Genomic DNA, 16,549 nt, shown 5'->3' on the forward strand with positions numbered 1-16,549 from the left:
TCGATAACAACAGACAAAGCAAGGTAAACCCGACATGCGCACGCTCCTTCTCGCCCCCCTGATGCTGGCCGCTAGCGTCGCCAGCGCCGCCGAAACGGTGAAGATCTACAACTGGTCCAGCTACGTCGCGCCCGACACGCTGAAGAACTTCCAGCAGGCCAGCGGCATCGTGCCGACCTACGACGTGTACGACAGCAACGAGACCCTCGACGGCAAGCTGATGACCGGCAACTCCGGCTACGACGTGGTGTTCCCGTCCAACCACTTCATGGCCCGGCAGATCCAGGGCAAGGCCCTGAAGCCGCTGGACAAGTCGCAGTTGCCCAACTGGCACAACCTCAACCCGGTGCTGATGAAGGCGCTGGAGGTCAACGACCCGGGCAACCAGTACGGCTTCCCGTACCTGTGGGGCAGCACGGGCATCGGCTACAACATCGACAAGGTCAAGGCGGTGCTCGGCGACAATGCACCGGTGGATTCCTGGGACCTGATCTTCAAGCCCGAGTACATGAGCAAGCTGAAGAGCTGCGGCGTCGCAGTGCTGGACAACGGCCCCGAACTGCTGCCGATCGCCCTGCACTACCTGGGCCTGCCGCACCACAGCCAGAACCCGGCCGACTACGACAAGGCCAAGGCGCTGCTGATGCAGGTGCGGCCGTACATCAGCTACTTCCACTCATCGAAGTACACCGGCGACCTGGCCAACGGCGATATCTGCGTGGTGGTGGGCTTCTCGGGAGATGTGCTGCAGGCGAAGAACCGTGCCGAAGAGGCGAAAAACGGAGTGAAGGTGGGGTATTCGATCCCCAAGGAAGGTGCGCCGATGTGGTTCGACATGGTGGCCATGCCGGCCGACGCGCCGGATGAAAAGGCCGGGTATGCCTACATGAACTACCTGCTGCAGCCGGAAGTGATGGCCAACATCAGCAACCATGTGCAGTACGCCAACGGCAACCTCAAGGCGGACGGGCTGGTGGAGCCGGTGATGAAGGGTAATACGATGATTTACCCGAGCGAGGATGTGATGGGCAAGTTGTATGCCCTGGAGGCGATGCCGGCCAAGATCGACCGCATCAGGACCCGAATCTGGACCAGCATCAAAGCCGGGAATTGAAATGGGGCCGCTTTGCGGCCCCAATTCCGCGATCAGTGGTGCTCGCGGGTAGCGCGGAACTTGATGTCCGGCCAGCGCTCTTCCATCAGCGCCAGGTTGACCCGGGTCGGCGCCAGGTAGGTCAGGTGACCGCCACCGTCGATGGCCAGGTTTTCCATGGCCTTGTTCTGGAATTCCTCGAGCTTCTTCTTGTCATCGCAGCCGATCCAGCGGGCCGACCAGACGGTGATCGGCTCGTAGGCACATTCCACCTTGTACTCTTCCTTCAGGCGGCTGGCGACCACGTCGAACTGCAGCACACCGACCGCACCGAGGATGATGTCGTTGCTGCGCTCCGGGAAGAACACCTGGGTTGCGCCCTCCTCGGCCAGCTGCTGCAGGCCCTGACGCAGCTGCTTGGATTTCAGCGGGTCCTTCAGGCGCACGCGGCGGAACAGCTCCGGCGCGAAGTGCGGGATACCGGTGAAGCCCAGCGCCTCGCCTTCGGTGAAAGTGTCGCCGATCTGGATGGTGCCGTGGTTGTGCAGGCCGATGATGTCGCCGGCATAGGCCTCTTCCAGCTGCTCACGCTCGGAGGAGAAGAAGGTCAGCGCGTCGCCGATGCGCAGGTCCTTGTTGATCCGCACATGGCGCATCTTCATGCCCTTTTCGTACTTGCCCGAGCAGATGCGCATGAAGGCGATGCGGTCGCGGTGTTTCGGGTCCATGTTCGCCTGGATCTTGAACACGAAGCCGGTGAATTTCTCTTCCACAGGCTCGACGGTCCGCTCGTGGGCGACGCGGCCCAGCGGGCGCGGCGCCCAGTCGACGACGGCATCGAGCACATGGTCGACGCCAAAGTTGCCCAACGCGGTACCGAAGAACACCGGGGTCAGCTGACCGTTGATGAACTCTTCCTGGTTGAACTCGTGGCAGGCGCCCTGCACCAGCTCCAGTTGCTCGACGAACGAATCGTACTGGTCACCCAGGTGCGCGCGGGCCTCGTCGGAGTCCAGATTCTGGATGATCTTGGCTTCGGTGCGCTCGTGGCCGTGGCCCGGGGTGTAGACCACGATGTAGTCGCCGGTCAGGTGATACACGCCCTTGAAGTCGCGATAGCAACCGATCGGCCAGGTGATCGGCGCGGCCTTGATCTTCAAGACGGCTTCGATCTCGTCGAGCAGTTCGATCGGGTCGCGGATGTCACGGTCGAGTTTGTTGATGAAGCTGACGATCGGCGTGTCGCGCAGACGGCATACATCCATCAAGGCGATGGTCCGCGGCTCTACACCTTTGCCGCCGTCGAGCACCATCAGCGCCGAGTCCACCGCGGTCAGGGTGCGGTAGGTATCTTCCGAGAAGTCTTCGTGGCCGGGGGTGTCGAGCAGGTTGATCATGTGCTCGCGGTACGGGAACTGCATCACCGAAGTGGTGATGGAGATGCCGCGCTGCTTCTCCATTTCCATCCAGTCGGAGGTGGCGTGGCGGTCGGACTTGCGCGACTTCACGGTACCGGCGACGGCAATGGCCTTGCCCATCAGCAGGAGCTTTTCGGTGATGGTGGTCTTACCGGCGTCGGGGTGGGAGATGATTGCGAAAGTGCGGCGCTTCGCGACTTCGGCGGCCTGGTTGGTCATGGGAAATCGCCTGACTGGGGGATTTGAAAGGGGCGATATCATACCTGAAGTTGGGCGGGGACCAAAGCCGGCTGCATGAGTGGTTGCAGGACCGGCCTGCCCCGCGAAGAGGCCGGTAGATGCAAAGAAATCCATCAGACAATCGCTTTATCACGACAAAAGGCCACAGGGCAGTTATTTCAACGCCTCCAGGGCATTAACCCGCTGTTTTTTCTCGCCAAGATTCACCCTGCCCAGTGATTAACGCTGGCCAAATGCCGCCTCAGATGGGAACCTTTACGCCCACGGAGACGTCCACTCCCCTGCAACCCGCTTCGGTTGGGGACTGGTTTCATCAGCATTTTCGGGCCCGACGGGGTTCGGCTCATGGCCTGATCGCAGCCTTCGGTTGCCTCACGCTGCTACTCGCGAACACACCACCCGCCGCCAGCACTGGCCGGCTACCAAGAAGTGTGCTCGCCGACAACACAAGGAGTCCGCCTGTGGCTACACGCTACGGTAAAGGGCTGTTGGGATGCGCCACCGTGCTCGTCATCCTGGCCCTGCTGATCCACTGGATCGGCATCGACACGATCGCGCGTTATCGCGACGATCTTGGGTTCTATCTGCAAGCGCACCTGGTACTGGTGCTAGCTTCGATGGCGGCGGCGCTGGCCGTGGGCATCCCCGCCGGCATTGCGCTGAGTCGACCGCACCGGGTCGACAAAGCCGAGCGCTTCATGCAGTTCTTCAACGTTGGCAATACCATCCCCCCCCTGGCCGTTCTGGCCATCGCCCTGAGTATCCTGGGCATCGGCGCCGGGCCTGCGATCTTCGCGTTGTTCCTCGCCTCCCTCCTGCCCATCGTGCGCAACACCTACGAGGGCCTGAAAAACGTCCCCGCCTCGCTCAAGGAAGCCGCCACCGGTATCGGCATGACGCCGCGCCAGCAACTCTGGCAGGTGGAACTGCCCAACGCCGTGCCGATCATCGTCGGCGGCGTGCGCGTGGCCCTGGCACTGAATGTCGGCACCGCGCCGCTGGCCTTCCTGATTGGCGCCAACAGCCTGGGCAGCCTGATCTTCCCCGGCATCGCCCTGAACAACCAGCCACAGCTGCTGCTCGGTGCCGCCTGCACCGCACTGCTGGCATTGGTGCTGGATGCGGCGGTGAGTTTCTCCAGCAAACGCTGGCTGGAACGTGGCCTGGCTGGATAACAAGAGGGAACCCATGAACAAGAGAATCGCCTTGCTGCTGGGCGCGGCCCTGCTGTTCGCAGGATTTGCCCAGGCAGCCGAAAAACCCTTGATCCGCATCGGCGCGCGGGTGTTCACCGAGCAGACCGTGCTCGCCGAAATCACCGCGCAATACCTGCGTGCCAACGGCTTCGACGTGCGCGTCACCACCGGTCTTGGCAGCAGCATCGCGCGCCAGGCCCAGGAAACCGGTCAGCTCGACCTGATGTGGGAATACACCGGCGTGTCGCTGGTCTCGTACAACCATATCGACGAGCGCATGCCCAATGCCGAGGCCACCTACGCCAAGGTCAAGGAGCTGGACGCGAAAAAGGACCTGATCTGGCTGACCCCGTCGAAGTTCAGCAACACCTATGCCCTGGGCCTGCCCAAGCAGGTGGCCGAGGCTTATCCACAGGTCAACACGATCAGCGACCTCAACCAGGTGCTGCGTGACGAAAGCCAGCGCAAGCATCTGGTGGCGCTGGACACCGAGTTCGCCAACCGCCCGGATGGCCTGGTCGGCCTCAAAGAGATGTACGACCTGCACGTGAGCCGCGCCAACATCCGCCAGATGGATGCCGGCCTGGTCTACACCGCCATGCACAACAACCAGGTGTTCGCGGGCCTTGTGTACACCACCGACGGCCGCCTGAGCGCGTTCAACCTGAAGCTGCTGGAAGACGACAAACACTACTTCCCCGACTACACCGCCGCCCCGGTGGTGCGTAAACAGGTGCTCGACGCCAACCCGAAACTTGTCGGCCTGCTCAAGCCACTGGCCGAGCAACTCGATGACGAGACCATGCGCCAGCTCAATGCCAAGGTCGACGTCGAACACCAGAACCCGACCACGGTGGCCGCGGCCTTCCTGCGCGAGCACCCAATGCCTAGCGAGGTACAGCCATGAGCCTGCTCGACACGTTCGCCCACCTCGACTGGGCCCAGGTGCTGCAGCTGACCTGGCAGCACATCATGCTGGTCGGCGTCGCCGTGGGCCTGGCGATCATCGTCGGCGTGCCGCTGGGCATCCTGATGACCCGCTTCCCGGCCGTCGCCGGCCCGCTGCAGGCCAGCGCCACGGTGCTGCTGACCATCCCGTCCATCGCCCTGTTCGGCCTGCTGCTGCCGTTCTACTCCAAGTTCGGCCAGGGCCTCGGCCCGCTGCCGGCGATCACTGCGGTGTTCCTCTATTCGCTGCTGCCGATCCTGCGCAACACCTACCTGGCCCTGACCAACGTCGAGCCCGGCATCCGTGAAGCGGCGCGCGGGATCGGCATGACCTTCGGCCAGCGCCTGCGCCTGGTCGAGCTGCCGATTGCGGTGCCGGTGATCCTCGCCGGCGTGCGTACCGCCGTGGTGATGAACATCGGCGTCATGACCATCGCCGCCACCATCGGGGCCGGCGGCCTGGGCGTGCTCATCCTCACCTCCATCAGCCGCAGCGACATGTCGATGCTGCTGGTCGGCGCCGTGCTGGTCAGCCTGCTGGCGATCGTCGCCGACCTGCTCCTGCAAACCCTGCAACGTGCCCTGACTCCAGAAGGACTGCGCTCATGATCGAACTCCAGAACCTCAGCAAGACCTTCAACGTCAACGGCAAGGACGTCAAAGCCGTCGACTCCGTCAGCCTCACCGTCAACGAAGGTGAAATCTGCGTGTTCCTCGGCCCGTCGGGCTGCGGCAAGAGCACCACGCTGAAGATGATCAACCGCCTGATCGCACCGACCTCAGGCCGGGTGCTGATCAACGGCGAAGACACCAGCGCCCTCGACGAAGTGACCCTGCGCCGGCACATCGGCTACGTGATCCAGCAGATCGGCCTGTTCCCCAACATGACCATCGAGGAGAACATCACCGTGGTCCCGCGCCTGCTCGGCTGGGACAAACAGAAGTGCCACGAGCGGGCCCGCGAGCTGATGCACATGATCAAGCTCGAACCCAAGCAATACCTGCAGCGCTACCCCCGTGAGCTGTCCGGCGGCCAGCAGCAGCGCATCGGCGTGATCCGCGCACTGGCGGCAGAAGCACCGGTACTGCTGATGGACGAGCCGTTCGGCGCGGTCGACCCGATCAACCGCGAGATGATCCAGAACGAGTTCTTCGAGATGCAGCGGGCGCTGAACAAGACCGTGATCATGGTCAGTCATGACATCGACGAGGCGATCAAACTGGGCGACAAGATCGCCATCTTCCGCGCCGGCAAGCTGCTGCAGCTGGACCACCCGGACACCTTGCTGGCGCACCCGGTGGATGACTTCGTGAGCAACTTCGTTGGCCAGGACAGCACGCTCAAGCGCCTGCTGCTGGTGCGTGCGGAGGACGCGGCGGACAACGCGCCGTCGGTGAGCCCGCAGACCCCGGTGAGCGATGCGCTGGAGCTGCTCGACGAGCATGATCGCCGTTATGTGGTGGTGACCGATGGGCAGAACAAGGCGCTGGGGTATGTGCGTCGGCGTGACATGCACCGCCAGCAAGGCACCTGTGGCGACTTCCTGCGGCCGTTCAATGCCACGGCATCGCATGACGAGCATCTGCGCATCCTGCTTTCGCGGATGTACGAGTTCAACCGGGCGTGGTTGCCGGTGCTGGATGCGGAGCAGGTGTTCCTCGGCGAAGTGACGCAGGAGTCGATTGCGGCTTATCTGAGCTCGGGGCGTTCGCGGGGGGCCAAGACCAGCATCGTTTCGCCAGCCGAGGTGGTGGCTTCGTAATCGCTGGGGGCGCTTTGCGCCCCATTCGCGGGACAAGCCCGCTCCTACAGGTACTCCGCGATCCTTGAGATTATCGCTGTACCTGTAGGAGCGGGCTTGTCCCGCGAAGCAGGCGACGCGGTATCAGAACCCTACACTGGCCTGCACATAGAAGGTCCGCGGCTCACCCACATAGATGCCGGCATTGTTGTCACTCGAACGCGTGAAGTACTGCTTGTCGAACAGGTTCTTCACCCCCGCCGCCAGCTTCAGGTTGGACATCTGCGGCCCGAAATCGTACCCACCACGGGCATGCCAGGTCACATACCCCGGAATATCGCCATACTGCCCATCGGCACTCGGCTCGGTGATGTAGTCACCCGTGAAGCTGCCATCGGCATTGATCCCGGTTCCCGGCGCACGCTGCTTGGACTGGGCATAGGCATCCAGATTCCAGGTCCAGCGGTTGATCGCATAGCGCAGCCCGGCCGTGGCCACTTGGCGTGAATAGAACGGCAGGTCACGGCCCTTGAAGCCCGGAATATCCCCTTCATACGTCGCGCGGGTATAGGTGTAGCCACCGCTCACCGACAGGCCGTCCAGGCGCGGGTCCAACCCGGCCAGGTCATAGCGCACCGAAGCCTCGATACCTTGGTGCTTGGTCGCGCCGAGGTTGGTCCAGCCCACGTCGTTGCTGATGTACTGCAGCTCGTCGTCGAAGTCGATGTAGAACGCGGTCAGCTCACCGGCGAAGCCGCCGTTGTCATAACGGGTACCGAGCTCGTAGGTCTTGGCTTTTTCCGGTTCCAGGCCGTTGGCCGCGCTGTTGCCAGTGCCGCCCTGGCCCAGCTGGAAGTACTGCAGGCTGCCGAACGAGGTCTCGTAGTTGGCGAACACCTTCCAGGCATCGGAGATGTGGTACATCACGCTCAGCGCCGGCAGCGGCTCGTTGCTGGTGATGCTGCGGTTCTTCTCCGGCACCGGGCGGTTGTTGGCATCCAGCACCGGGCGATCCCGCCAGTCGGTATTGATGTGCTCGAAACGGATGCCCGGGGTGATGGTCCAGTTGCCGACATCGATCTTGTCATCGATGTAGTAGGCGCTAGCTTCAGTGCCACCGCTGCGGTCCTGGAACACGTGGCCGTCCGACGTCGGGGTGGGCGTCGGCACGTTGTCGATCAACGCCAGGCGCGTCGACTGTTCGCGCATGGCTTCTTTCAGGTAGCGATAACCGACGCTGACTTCCTGGGTGGTAGGGCCTGCGAAGAAGATCCGCGACACCCGTGGCTCGATGGCGAAGGTGTGGTAATTGCGCGGGTACGACGACAGGGTCTTCATATCGCGCGCGGCGATGGCGCTGCCACGGAAGCTGTCGGTGTAATAGGTCAGCACTTCGAACTGGGTGGCGTCGTCGAGCTGGTGCTGCCACTTGAGCGACACGTCCTTGCGCCGGCCGGCGAAGTAGTCGTAATCGCGCAGCGACTGGTACGGGTTGCTGTCGTACTGGGCCTGGGTCAGGCCACCGGGCATGTCGGCACGACCATCGTAGTAGTGAAAGTTGAGCCAGAACTCGTCGACATCGGTCGGCGCCCAGTGGGTCTTGAGGATGACATCGTCGATGTCGTTGCCGTTGTTGCTTTCACGGTAACCGTTGCCGTTCACACCGGTATAGAGCAACGCCACGCCCATGCCATTGTCGGCGGTACCGCCGGCGAACGCCGACTCGGTGTGCTTCCAACCGCCATGCTGAGAGGTTTCCAACGTGGTGGACAGCTCAGCCGACGCCTTTTTTGGAATCGCCCGGGTAACGAAGTTGATCACCCCGCCGACGTTCTGCGGGCCATAGCGCACCGAGCCTGCGCCGCGTACCACGTCGATGCTGTCGAGGTTGCCCGAGGAGATCGGTGCCATCGACAGCTGCGGCTGGCCATAGGGCGCAAAGGCCGCCGGAATGCCGTCGATCAGCACGGTCGAGCGTGGCGACAGGCGCGAGGTCAGGCCACGCACGCCAACGTTCAGCGACAGGTCACTGCCACCGGTGCCGTTGCTGTCCTGTACCTGCACGCCAGGGATGCCACGCAGCACATCGCGCACGTTCATCGCGCCCTTCTCCACCATCGCCTCGCGACGGACCACGGTGCGCGCACCTGGGTGGTTCTGCACCACGGCCTGGTCGGCATCGCCCAGCCAGTCACCGACCACCTTCACGTCGGTGGGCGCCAGCTCCAGGCTGCCGGTGGTGAGCGTGCCGGCAGCCTGGGCCGGTTTCACCACCACCGTGTCTTCGGACATCTCATAGGTCAGCCCGCTGCCCTGCAGCAGTTGCTGCAGCGCCTGCTCGGGCGCCAGGTTGCCGGACACGGCCGGGGCCTGCTTGCCAGCCACCAGCTCGGGGCTGAAGAACAGCTGCAGGTTGGTCTGCTGGCCCAACTGGCTCAATGCCGAGGCCAAAGGCTGCGCCGGGATCAGGATCGTGCTGCTTGCCTGCTCGGCTTGAGCATTGATGGCCGCGGTGCTGAGCGCCAGGGCCAGCGCCAGAGCGCTCAGGCGTGGATAGGGTTTGTTGTTCACGTCGTCGAAATATCCTGAAGAGGAATAAACGCCAACCGCATGCGAATGGAAATGCTTGGCAGTTGCAGCTGGCGAGGAAGACGAACGGGCGGAAAAAAACCTGAATCTATTTCGCGATTATTTCGCGTGATCCGTCTTCATGGGCCTTGATCGCCACCGGCAGGATGCTCGGCAAGGCGCGCAGCAGCGCGTCCGTGTCATCGGTGCTGAAGGTGCTGGAGAGGCGCAACTGGGCAACCTTGCCAGGTGCCACGCGCAGTGGTTGGGCACGGTAGCGCGACACTTCGGCCACCACCTCGGCGAGGGTAGCGTTGTCGAACACCAACTTGCCCTGGCGCCAGGCGGTCAGCGAGGCGGCATTGACCGCATAAGGCGCCGCGACCTGGCCACGGGCATCGATCCAGGAACCTTGGCCAGCGTTCAGTTGCGCCAGCGAGGTGTCACTGCCCTGCACACGCACCGAGCCCTGCTCGACCGCAACGCGGGTCGCGGCCGGGTCCAGACGCACATCGAAACGGGTGCCGGTCACGGTCACGCTGCCCTGGGCGGTATCGACCACGAACGGGCGGCTGCTGTCATGGGCGACGATGAACATCGCCTCACCTGCGTTCAACTGGATGTGCCGACGGCCTGGGCTGAAATCGACACGCAACTGGGTGGCGCCGTTGAGTGCGAGGTGCGAACCATCGGGCAGCTCTACTTGGCGGCGCTCGCCAAAGGCCGTCTGCAGCTGATCCTGGTAGTTGAGCTGTTGGTAGTGCCAGCCCATCCAGCCCAGCCCCAACGCCACCACCGCCACACTCGCCGCCAGCGCCTGGCGCAACAGGCGCCGTTGCGGCAGCTGGCGTACCGGGTCCGGCTCGCACAGCGCTTCGAGGCGCTGGCGCGGGATCAGCTCGGCCGCGCTCCAGACCGTGGCCAAGGCATCGTACTCGGCGCGGTGTCTGGGATCCGCGGCCAGCCAGGCACGTAGCTGCTTGTGCAGCGCGGCATCGCGCGGCGAGTCCTGCATGCGCACGAACCATGCGGCCGCCTGCTCACGGACGGTCTCGGAACCGGGCTGTTTCATGGGAAAGGTCTCCTGACTCATCGTGCTGACACATCCAGGTGCTCACGCAGATGTCGGAGCGTGCGAATCATATACTTTTCGACCATGTTCTTGGTCAAACCCATGCGCTCGGCGATCTCGGCCTGACTCAGGCCTTCAAGCTTCTGCCAGATGAACACCCGGCGGCAGTTAAGCGGCAACTGGGCCAGTGCGCGCTCGACGCTGTCGGCCAGCTCCAGGGCATGCATGTAGGCCTCCGGGTCGTCGCTGGCGCTGCTGCCTTCATCGAAGGCCTCCAGCTCCAGCGCCTGGCGCCGGTCTTCGCGGCGAAACCCGTCCACGGCGATGTTGCGGGCGGTCTGGTGCAGGTAGGCGCGTGGCTGCTCGACCTGCTCGAGCGGGTTTTCCAGTACCCGGACAAAGGCATCATGGGTGAGGTCCTCGGCCTGCTGACGACTGCGCAATTTGCGCGTCCAGGTGCCGATCAGCTCATGGTAGTGGTCAAGGAAGCCTTTGTGTCCGGACACGGTCGGGGTCGTCAGGGAGGCGGATGAGGGTGCGAATAGTAATGCTTCTCATCAAAACCAGCAAATCCGCCAATCGGTAACAAAAAATTTATGACTTATTTCATGTACGTGAGTACCAGAGAATGTGGCCATAAATATGAACACCTGAAGCCTTTTCGCGGGCACGGCCGCTCCCACAGGAATCGCTTGAAGCCTGTAAAAAGGGGCTTGCCTGTACAGGGGTCAAAACGCTCCATTCCACAATTTTTTACGCTTGAAACACCCCGGGGAACATCAGGTGGTCATGCGAGTCGGTTATTCAACGGGTAGGGCGTCGTTCCACGACGATCGCGCCCGGATTGCCTGTTGATTCTGCATTCTTCACGCCCTAAAGTGCGCGCCGAACGTCCATGCTGGAAACGATCCATCCGGCTCAAGTACTGAGTAGGCGAACCAAAGTGGGGATACGGAGGACGTTCAGTTTGCAGCCACTTAATCTTTCAGTTTGCCCATGGAGTCCCTGAGCATGTCGATCCAGGTCGAAGACTATTTCGCGCGTGACACCTTCCAGAAAATGAAGGCGTTCGCCGACAAGCAGGAAACCCCGTTCGTACTCATCGACACCCAGATGATCAGCCAGGCCTATGACGACCTGCGTGCTGGTTTCGAATTCGCCAAGGTGTACTACGCGGTCAAGGCCAACCCGGCCGTCGAGATCATCGACCTGCTCAAAGAGAAAGGTTCGAGCTTCGACATCGCCTCGATCTACGAGCTGGACAAGGTCCTGGGCCGTGGTGTCAGCGCCGACCGCATCAGCTACGGCAACACCATCAAGAAGTCCAAGGACATCCGCTACTTCTACGAGAAGGGCGTGCGCCTGTACGCCACCGACTCGGAAGCCGACCTGCGCAACATCGCCAAGGCCGCGCCAGGCTCGAAGGTGTACGTGCGCATCCTCACCGAAGGCTCGACCACGGCCGACTGGCCACTGTCGCGCAAGTTCGGCTGTCAGACCGACATGGCCATGGACCTGCTGATCCTCGCCCGCGACCTGGGCCTGGTGCCTTACGGCATCTCCTTCCACGTCGGTTCGCAACAGCGCGACATCAGCGTGTGGGACGCGGCCATCGCCAAGGTCAAGGTGATCTTCGAGCGCCTGAAGGAAGAGGACGGCATCGAGCTGAAGCTGATCAACATGGGTGGCGGCTTCCCGGCCAACTACATCACCCGTACCAACAGCCTCGAGACTTACGCCGAAGAGATCATTCGCTTCCTGAAGGAAGACTTCGGTGACGACCTGCCGGAAATCATCCTCGAGCCAGGCCGTTCGCTGATCGCCAACGCCGGTATCCTGGTCAGCGAAGTGGTGCTGGTCGCACGCAAGTCGCGCACCGCCGTCGAGCGCTGGATCTACACCGACGTGGGCAAGTTCTCCGGCCTGATCGAAACCATGGACGAAGCCATCAAGTTCCCGATCTGGACCGAGAAGAAAGGCGAAGCCGAAGAAGTGGTCATCGCCGGCCCGACCTGCGACAGCGCCGACATCATGTACGAAAACTACAAGTACGGCCTGCCGCTGAACCTGGCCATCGGTGACCGTCTGTACTGGCTGTCGACCGGTGCCTACACCACCAGCTACAGCGCAGTGGAGTTCAACGGCTTCCCGCCGCTGAAAGCTTACTACCTGTAATGCGCAACGGGGCCGAAAGGCCCCGTTTTCATGTGTGGGCCTATTCGCGGGTAAACCCGCTCCCACAGAGACCGCGCCCCATTAAAAGCTGGCGCTGTGCCCGCGAAAGGGCCGGTACAGGCGACATCAAGCCCCGCGTCGCTCCAGTTCCTCGGCATAACGCCCGGCAAACGCCATCAACACAGGCCCTGCCCCCTGCAAGGTCACCACGGCACTGCGCAGGAAGTTCTCATTCCCCTCGACTCGCGCCCGCTCCAGCCAGGTCCCGGCCTCGGCCACCTCACCCCGCTCGATCAGCACCATTGCCAGGCTGAACATCCCGCGAAAATCCCCTGCCTCGGCCGAGCGCCGATACCAGCGCACCGCCCGCACCGGGCTCGGCGCCGTAGCAATACCATGCTCCAGGTAGCGCCCATACAGGTTCATCGACTTGGCATGCCCCATCTGCGCCGCCTTCTCGTAACAGCTCAGCGCCTGGGCCTGGTTGGCCGGCAGGCCTCGCCCGGTAGCCAGCAGATTGCCGAGGTTGTACAGCCCCCAATCCAGCCCGGCATCGGCCGCCCGCGCATAGTGAATGGCCGACTGCGCCAGATTCACCTCGCCCCCCCAGCCATGCTCCAGGCAACGACCGAGCATGTTGTGCGCCATGGCACTGCCGCCCTGCGCGGCAATGCCGAACCAGCGCCGAGCGACACCGGCGTCCTGCTCGATGCCACGGCCATCGAGCAGGATCTGCCCAAGCAGCAACTGCGCCTCGACCAAGCCCTCCCCCGCCGCCGCCAGGATCGCCTGGGCCGCCTGGCCGGGGCTGTGTTCGAGCATGGCCTGCAGACCGGCAGCATCCACCACTTCTTCACGACGCAACTGATAGGACATAGCTCAGACCTCGGCCCAACGGCGCAGCAGGTTATGGTAGGTGCCGGTCAGTTGCAGCAATGACGGGTGGTCCGGCACATCGGCGGTGAGCTGCTGGATGGCATTGTCCATCTCGAACAGCAAAGCCCGCTGGCTGTCCTCGCGCACCAGGCTCTGGGTCCAGAAGAACGCCGCGTAGCGCACGCCACGGGTCACCGGGTTGACCTTGTGCAGGCTGGTGCCGGGGTACAGCACCAGGTCGCCGGCCGCCAGCTTCACCTGCTGCAGGCCGTAGGTGTCCTGGATCACCAGCTCGCCGCCATCGTAGCTGTCCGGGTCGCTGAGGAACAGGGTCGAGGACAGGTCGGTGCGCACCCGCTCCGGGCTGCCCTTGGGCTGGCGCAGGGCGTTGTCGATGTGGAAACCGAAGTTGCCACCCTCGCGGTAGCAGTTGATCAGTGGCGGGAACACCTTGTGCGGCAGCGCCGCCGACATGAAACGCGGTGTCTGCCACAAGCGCTCGATCAGTGCGCCACCAATCTCCTTGCCCAGCGGGTGCCCTTCTGGCAGCTGCAGATTGTGCTTGGCCTTGGCCGACTGGTAGCCGGCCGTGACCTTACCGTCGGCCCAGTCGGTCTGCTCCAGCGCCTCGCGGATACGGGCGAGTTCATCGGCGTCGAACAAGCCTGGGATATGAAGCAGCATGGCGGCGGCACCGTTAAGATTTGTAAAGGGCTCAATGATATTGATTCCCTTTTACGCTGCACAAGCCCTGGCTGTGCCTTAGACGATTCAGCGTCCATAAATCGTAAAGAGAATATGTAAAGATTGTAAATTCTTAGCGAATGGTAACGAGTCTCAATTGTGCCTTACAATCCCTTACATTAACATCCGCGGCCTTCACACCTTGGGGAAGGCCAATAACAATGCGTCACGTACCATCTGCAGTGAGTCCACCACGCCTGATCGTCTCGGCCATCGGGGTCGCCTTGAGCGCTTCGGGCGCCTACGCCGCCGACCCGGCTGCCAGCAATGCCATCACCCTCGACGCCACCAGCGTCAATGGCAAGGCTGAGCAGGCCAGTACCGATTACAAGGTCGAAACGGCCTCCTCGCAGAAGTACACCGCACCGTTGGTGGACACCCCGCGCTCGGTCACCGTGATCCCGCAGCAAGTGATCAAGGACACCAACGCCCTGACCCTGCAGGACGCCCTGCGCACCGTACCCGGCATCACTTTCGGTGCCGGCGAAGGCGGCAACCCGCAAGGCGATCGCCCGTTCATCCGTGGTTTCGACGCCCAAGGCGATACCTACCTGGACGGCGTGCGCGACACCGGCGCCCAGACCCGCGAAATCTTCGCCATCGAGTCGGTCGAAGTAGCCAAGGGCCCTAACTCGGCCATCGGGGGCCGTGGCGCCGCCGGCGGCACCATCAACCTGGTGAGCAAGCGTGCACACTTGGGCAACTCGCTCGATGGCGCCTGGACCTGGGGCAGCGACCAGACCCAGCGCTACACCTTCGATGGCAACTACCAGTTCAGCGACACCGTTGCCGGGCGCCTGAACCTGATGACCCACGAAAGCAACGTCGCCGGCCGTGACAGTGTCAACTACGACCGCTGGGGTATCGCCCCATCCCTGGCCTTCGGCCTGGGTACCGCGACCCGCGTCAACCTCGACTATTACCACCTGGAGAGCGACGACCTGCCGGATTCGGGCATTCCGTACAGCATCCCGACCGCAGGCAGCGGCGCGCGTACTTCGGCACACCCGAGCAAGCCGGACGACGGTGGCGACAGCAGCAACTTCTATGGCCTGAACGACCGCGATTTCCGCAAGAGCCGCGTCGACATCGCCACCTTCGCCATCGAACACGACCTGACCGATGCGCTGACCATCAAGAACACCTTCCGTCATGGCAACAGCATGCAGGACTACATCCTGACCCAGCCTGACGACAGCAAGGGCAACGTCAACAATGGCAGCGTCTGGCGCCGCGCCAACACACGTGTGGGCAATACTTCCACCACCACCAACCAGACCGACCTGTTCGGCGAGTTCTACCTGGGTGGCATGAAGAACAGCTTCTCCACCGGTATCGAATTGAGCCGCGAAGAAAGCGATCGCGAAAGCTACAACGTCGACACCGACACCGTTGCCGGTGGCGCAGCCAACACCAACTGCACCCCAGGCATGATCGGCGCCACCAGCGGCTACAACTGCACCTCGCTGAGCAACCCGAACCCGGATGACCCGTGGAACGGTGCAATCTCGCGCAACTACGCCGGCACCAACACCAAGAGCAACACCCGGGCCATCTACGTGTTCGATACCCTGGAGCTGTCGCCACAGTGGCTGCTGAACATGGGCCTGCGTTACGACCACTTCGATACCCAGTACCGTGGCTACAACGCCAACGGCAGCACTGCGGTAAGTACCAAGGGCATCGTCTCCAAGGGCAAGGATACCAGTGAGTTCGTCACCGGCCAGCTGGGCCTGGTGTGGAAACCGGCCGACAACGGCAGCATCTACGTGTCCTACGCCACCTCCGCCACCCCACCCGGTGCGATGCTCGGTGAAGGCACTGAAGGCAACCCGCTGGGCAACACCACCGATCGCAGCGGCAACCTGCTGAGCAGCGACATGGAGCCGGAAGAAACCACCAACTACGAAATCGGCACCAAGTGGGACCTGCTCAACGAGCGCCTGTCCCTGGCCGCCGCGCTCTTCCGCACCGAGAAAGAAAACGCCCGCGTCCAGGTGGACACCACCACCTACGAAAACGTCGGCGAAACTCGGGTGCAGGGCATCGAACTGTCGGCCAGCGGCAAGATCACCGACAAGTGGCAGGTATTCGCCGGCTACACCTACATGGAAGCGCGCCAGATCGACGGCGGCCCGCTGGGCAAGGCCAACGACGGCAACCAGCTGCCGAACACGCCGAACAACAGCGCCAGCCTGTGGACCACCTACTCGATCACGCCAAAGCTGACTGTCGGTGGCGGCGCGTTCTACGTGGATGATGTGTACGGCAGCGTGGCCAACACCACCATGGTCGACAGCTACGTGCGCTACGACGCTATGGCCGCCTACAAGCTGACCAAGAACGTCGACCTGCAACTTAACGTGCAGAACCTGACCAACGAGGTCTACTACGACAAGGCCTTCTCCACCCACTTCGCCAACCAGGCGGCCGGGCGCACGGCGCTGCTGACCACTAGCGTACATTTCTGATCGTGG

Annotated in this window: 13 protein-coding genes; 7 read left to right on the top strand and 6 right to left on the bottom strand. The window is 62.8% G+C overall.

Annotated elements, in window-relative coordinates:
* The first annotated feature begins 34 nt into the window (after window positions 1-34).
* Window positions 35-1,114, top strand: coding sequence for a polyamine ABC transporter substrate-binding protein (locus BGP85_RS24880; RefSeq protein ID WP_103445601.1), 1,080 nt, complete (start codon window positions 35-37; stop codon window positions 1,112-1,114).
* Window positions 1,115-1,146: 32 nt separating this feature from the next.
* Here the strand turns inward: BGP85_RS24880 and BGP85_RS24885 are convergent, their stop codons facing one another.
* Complete coding sequence (locus BGP85_RS24885; RefSeq protein WP_103445602.1) at window positions 1,147-2,730, bottom strand: peptide chain release factor 3; 1,584 nt, start codon at window positions 2,728-2,730, stop codon at window positions 1,147-1,149.
* 482 nt (window positions 2,731-3,212) lie between these two features.
* On the opposite strand from BGP85_RS24885, the gene BGP85_RS24890 reads away from it, so the two are divergent.
* Genes BGP85_RS24890 through BGP85_RS24905 form a run of 4 tightly spaced genes read left to right on the top strand, consistent with a single transcriptional unit; the run spans window position 3,213 to window position 6,658 of the window.
* Window positions 3,213-3,926, top strand: a complete 714-nt coding sequence (locus BGP85_RS24890) for an ABC transporter permease (RefSeq protein WP_060485333.1) — start codon at window positions 3,213-3,215, stop codon at window positions 3,924-3,926.
* A 13-nt stretch (window positions 3,927-3,939) separates the two neighbouring features.
* Window positions 3,940-4,854 carry a glycine betaine ABC transporter substrate-binding protein gene (locus BGP85_RS24895; RefSeq protein WP_103445603.1) on the top strand — a complete coding sequence of 305 codons (915 nt, stop codon included), beginning with the start codon at window positions 3,940-3,942 and terminating at the stop codon, window positions 4,852-4,854.
* Window positions 4,851-5,504, top strand: a complete 654-nt coding sequence (locus tag BGP85_RS24900) for an ABC transporter permease (RefSeq protein WP_103445604.1) — start codon at window positions 4,851-4,853, stop codon at window positions 5,502-5,504. The genes BGP85_RS24895 and BGP85_RS24900 overlap by 4 nt, the downstream gene beginning before the upstream one ends.
* Window positions 5,501-6,658, top strand: a complete 1,158-nt coding sequence (locus BGP85_RS24905) for an osmoprotectant ABC transporter ATP-binding protein OsmV (RefSeq protein ID WP_103445605.1) — start codon at window positions 5,501-5,503, stop codon at window positions 6,656-6,658. The genes BGP85_RS24900 and BGP85_RS24905 overlap by 4 nt, the downstream gene beginning before the upstream one ends.
* 123 nt (window positions 6,659-6,781) lie before the next feature.
* Here BGP85_RS24905 and BGP85_RS24910 read toward each other — a convergent pair whose 3' ends face one another.
* The 3 genes from BGP85_RS24910 to BGP85_RS24920 all read right to left on the bottom strand — a co-directional run bounded on the left by BGP85_RS24910 (window position 6,782) and on the right by BGP85_RS24920 (window position 10,783).
* Window positions 6,782-9,208, bottom strand: coding sequence for a TonB-dependent siderophore receptor (locus BGP85_RS24910; RefSeq protein WP_103445606.1), 2,427 nt, complete (start codon window positions 9,206-9,208; stop codon window positions 6,782-6,784).
* A gap of 106 nt (window positions 9,209-9,314) precedes the next feature.
* Window positions 9,315-10,277 carry a FecR family protein gene (locus BGP85_RS24915; RefSeq protein ID WP_103445607.1) on the bottom strand — a complete coding sequence of 321 codons (963 nt, stop codon included), beginning with the start codon at window positions 10,275-10,277 and terminating at the stop codon, window positions 9,315-9,317.
* A gap of 17 nt (window positions 10,278-10,294) precedes the next feature.
* Window positions 10,295-10,783 (bottom strand): RNA polymerase sigma factor, encoded by a 489-nt coding sequence (locus BGP85_RS24920; RefSeq protein WP_103445608.1) that lies wholly within the window; start codon window positions 10,781-10,783, stop codon window positions 10,295-10,297.
* 505 nt (window positions 10,784-11,288) lie between these two features.
* Between BGP85_RS24920 and BGP85_RS24925 the strand changes: the two genes are divergently transcribed.
* Window positions 11,289-12,452: a type III PLP-dependent enzyme gene (locus tag BGP85_RS24925; RefSeq protein WP_025337787.1), complete on the top strand. Its 1,164-nt coding sequence runs from the start codon at window positions 11,289-11,291 to the stop codon at window positions 12,450-12,452.
* A gap of 126 nt (window positions 12,453-12,578) precedes the next feature.
* Here the strand turns inward: BGP85_RS24925 and BGP85_RS24930 are convergent, their stop codons facing one another.
* Entirely contained in the window at window positions 12,579-13,328 is a 750-nt protein-coding gene (locus BGP85_RS24930; protein WP_103445609.1) for a tetratricopeptide repeat protein, read from the bottom strand.
* A 3-nt stretch (window positions 13,329-13,331) separates the two neighbouring features.
* On the bottom strand, window positions 13,332-14,012 hold the full coding sequence (locus tag BGP85_RS24935; RefSeq protein WP_103445610.1) for a Fe2+-dependent dioxygenase: 681 nt from the start codon (window positions 14,010-14,012) through the stop codon (window positions 13,332-13,334).
* A 221-nt stretch (window positions 14,013-14,233) separates the two neighbouring features.
* Between BGP85_RS24935 and BGP85_RS24940 the strand changes: the two genes are divergently transcribed.
* Window positions 14,234-16,543: a TonB-dependent receptor gene (locus BGP85_RS24940; RefSeq protein WP_103445611.1), complete on the top strand. Its 2,310-nt coding sequence runs from the start codon at window positions 14,234-14,236 to the stop codon at window positions 16,541-16,543.
* Window positions 16,544-16,549: the final 6 nt, after the last annotated feature.

The organism is Pseudomonas putida (assembly GCF_002906855.1).
Classification (GTDB): domain Bacteria; phylum Pseudomonadota; class Gammaproteobacteria; order Pseudomonadales; family Pseudomonadaceae; genus Aquipseudomonas; species Aquipseudomonas putida_N.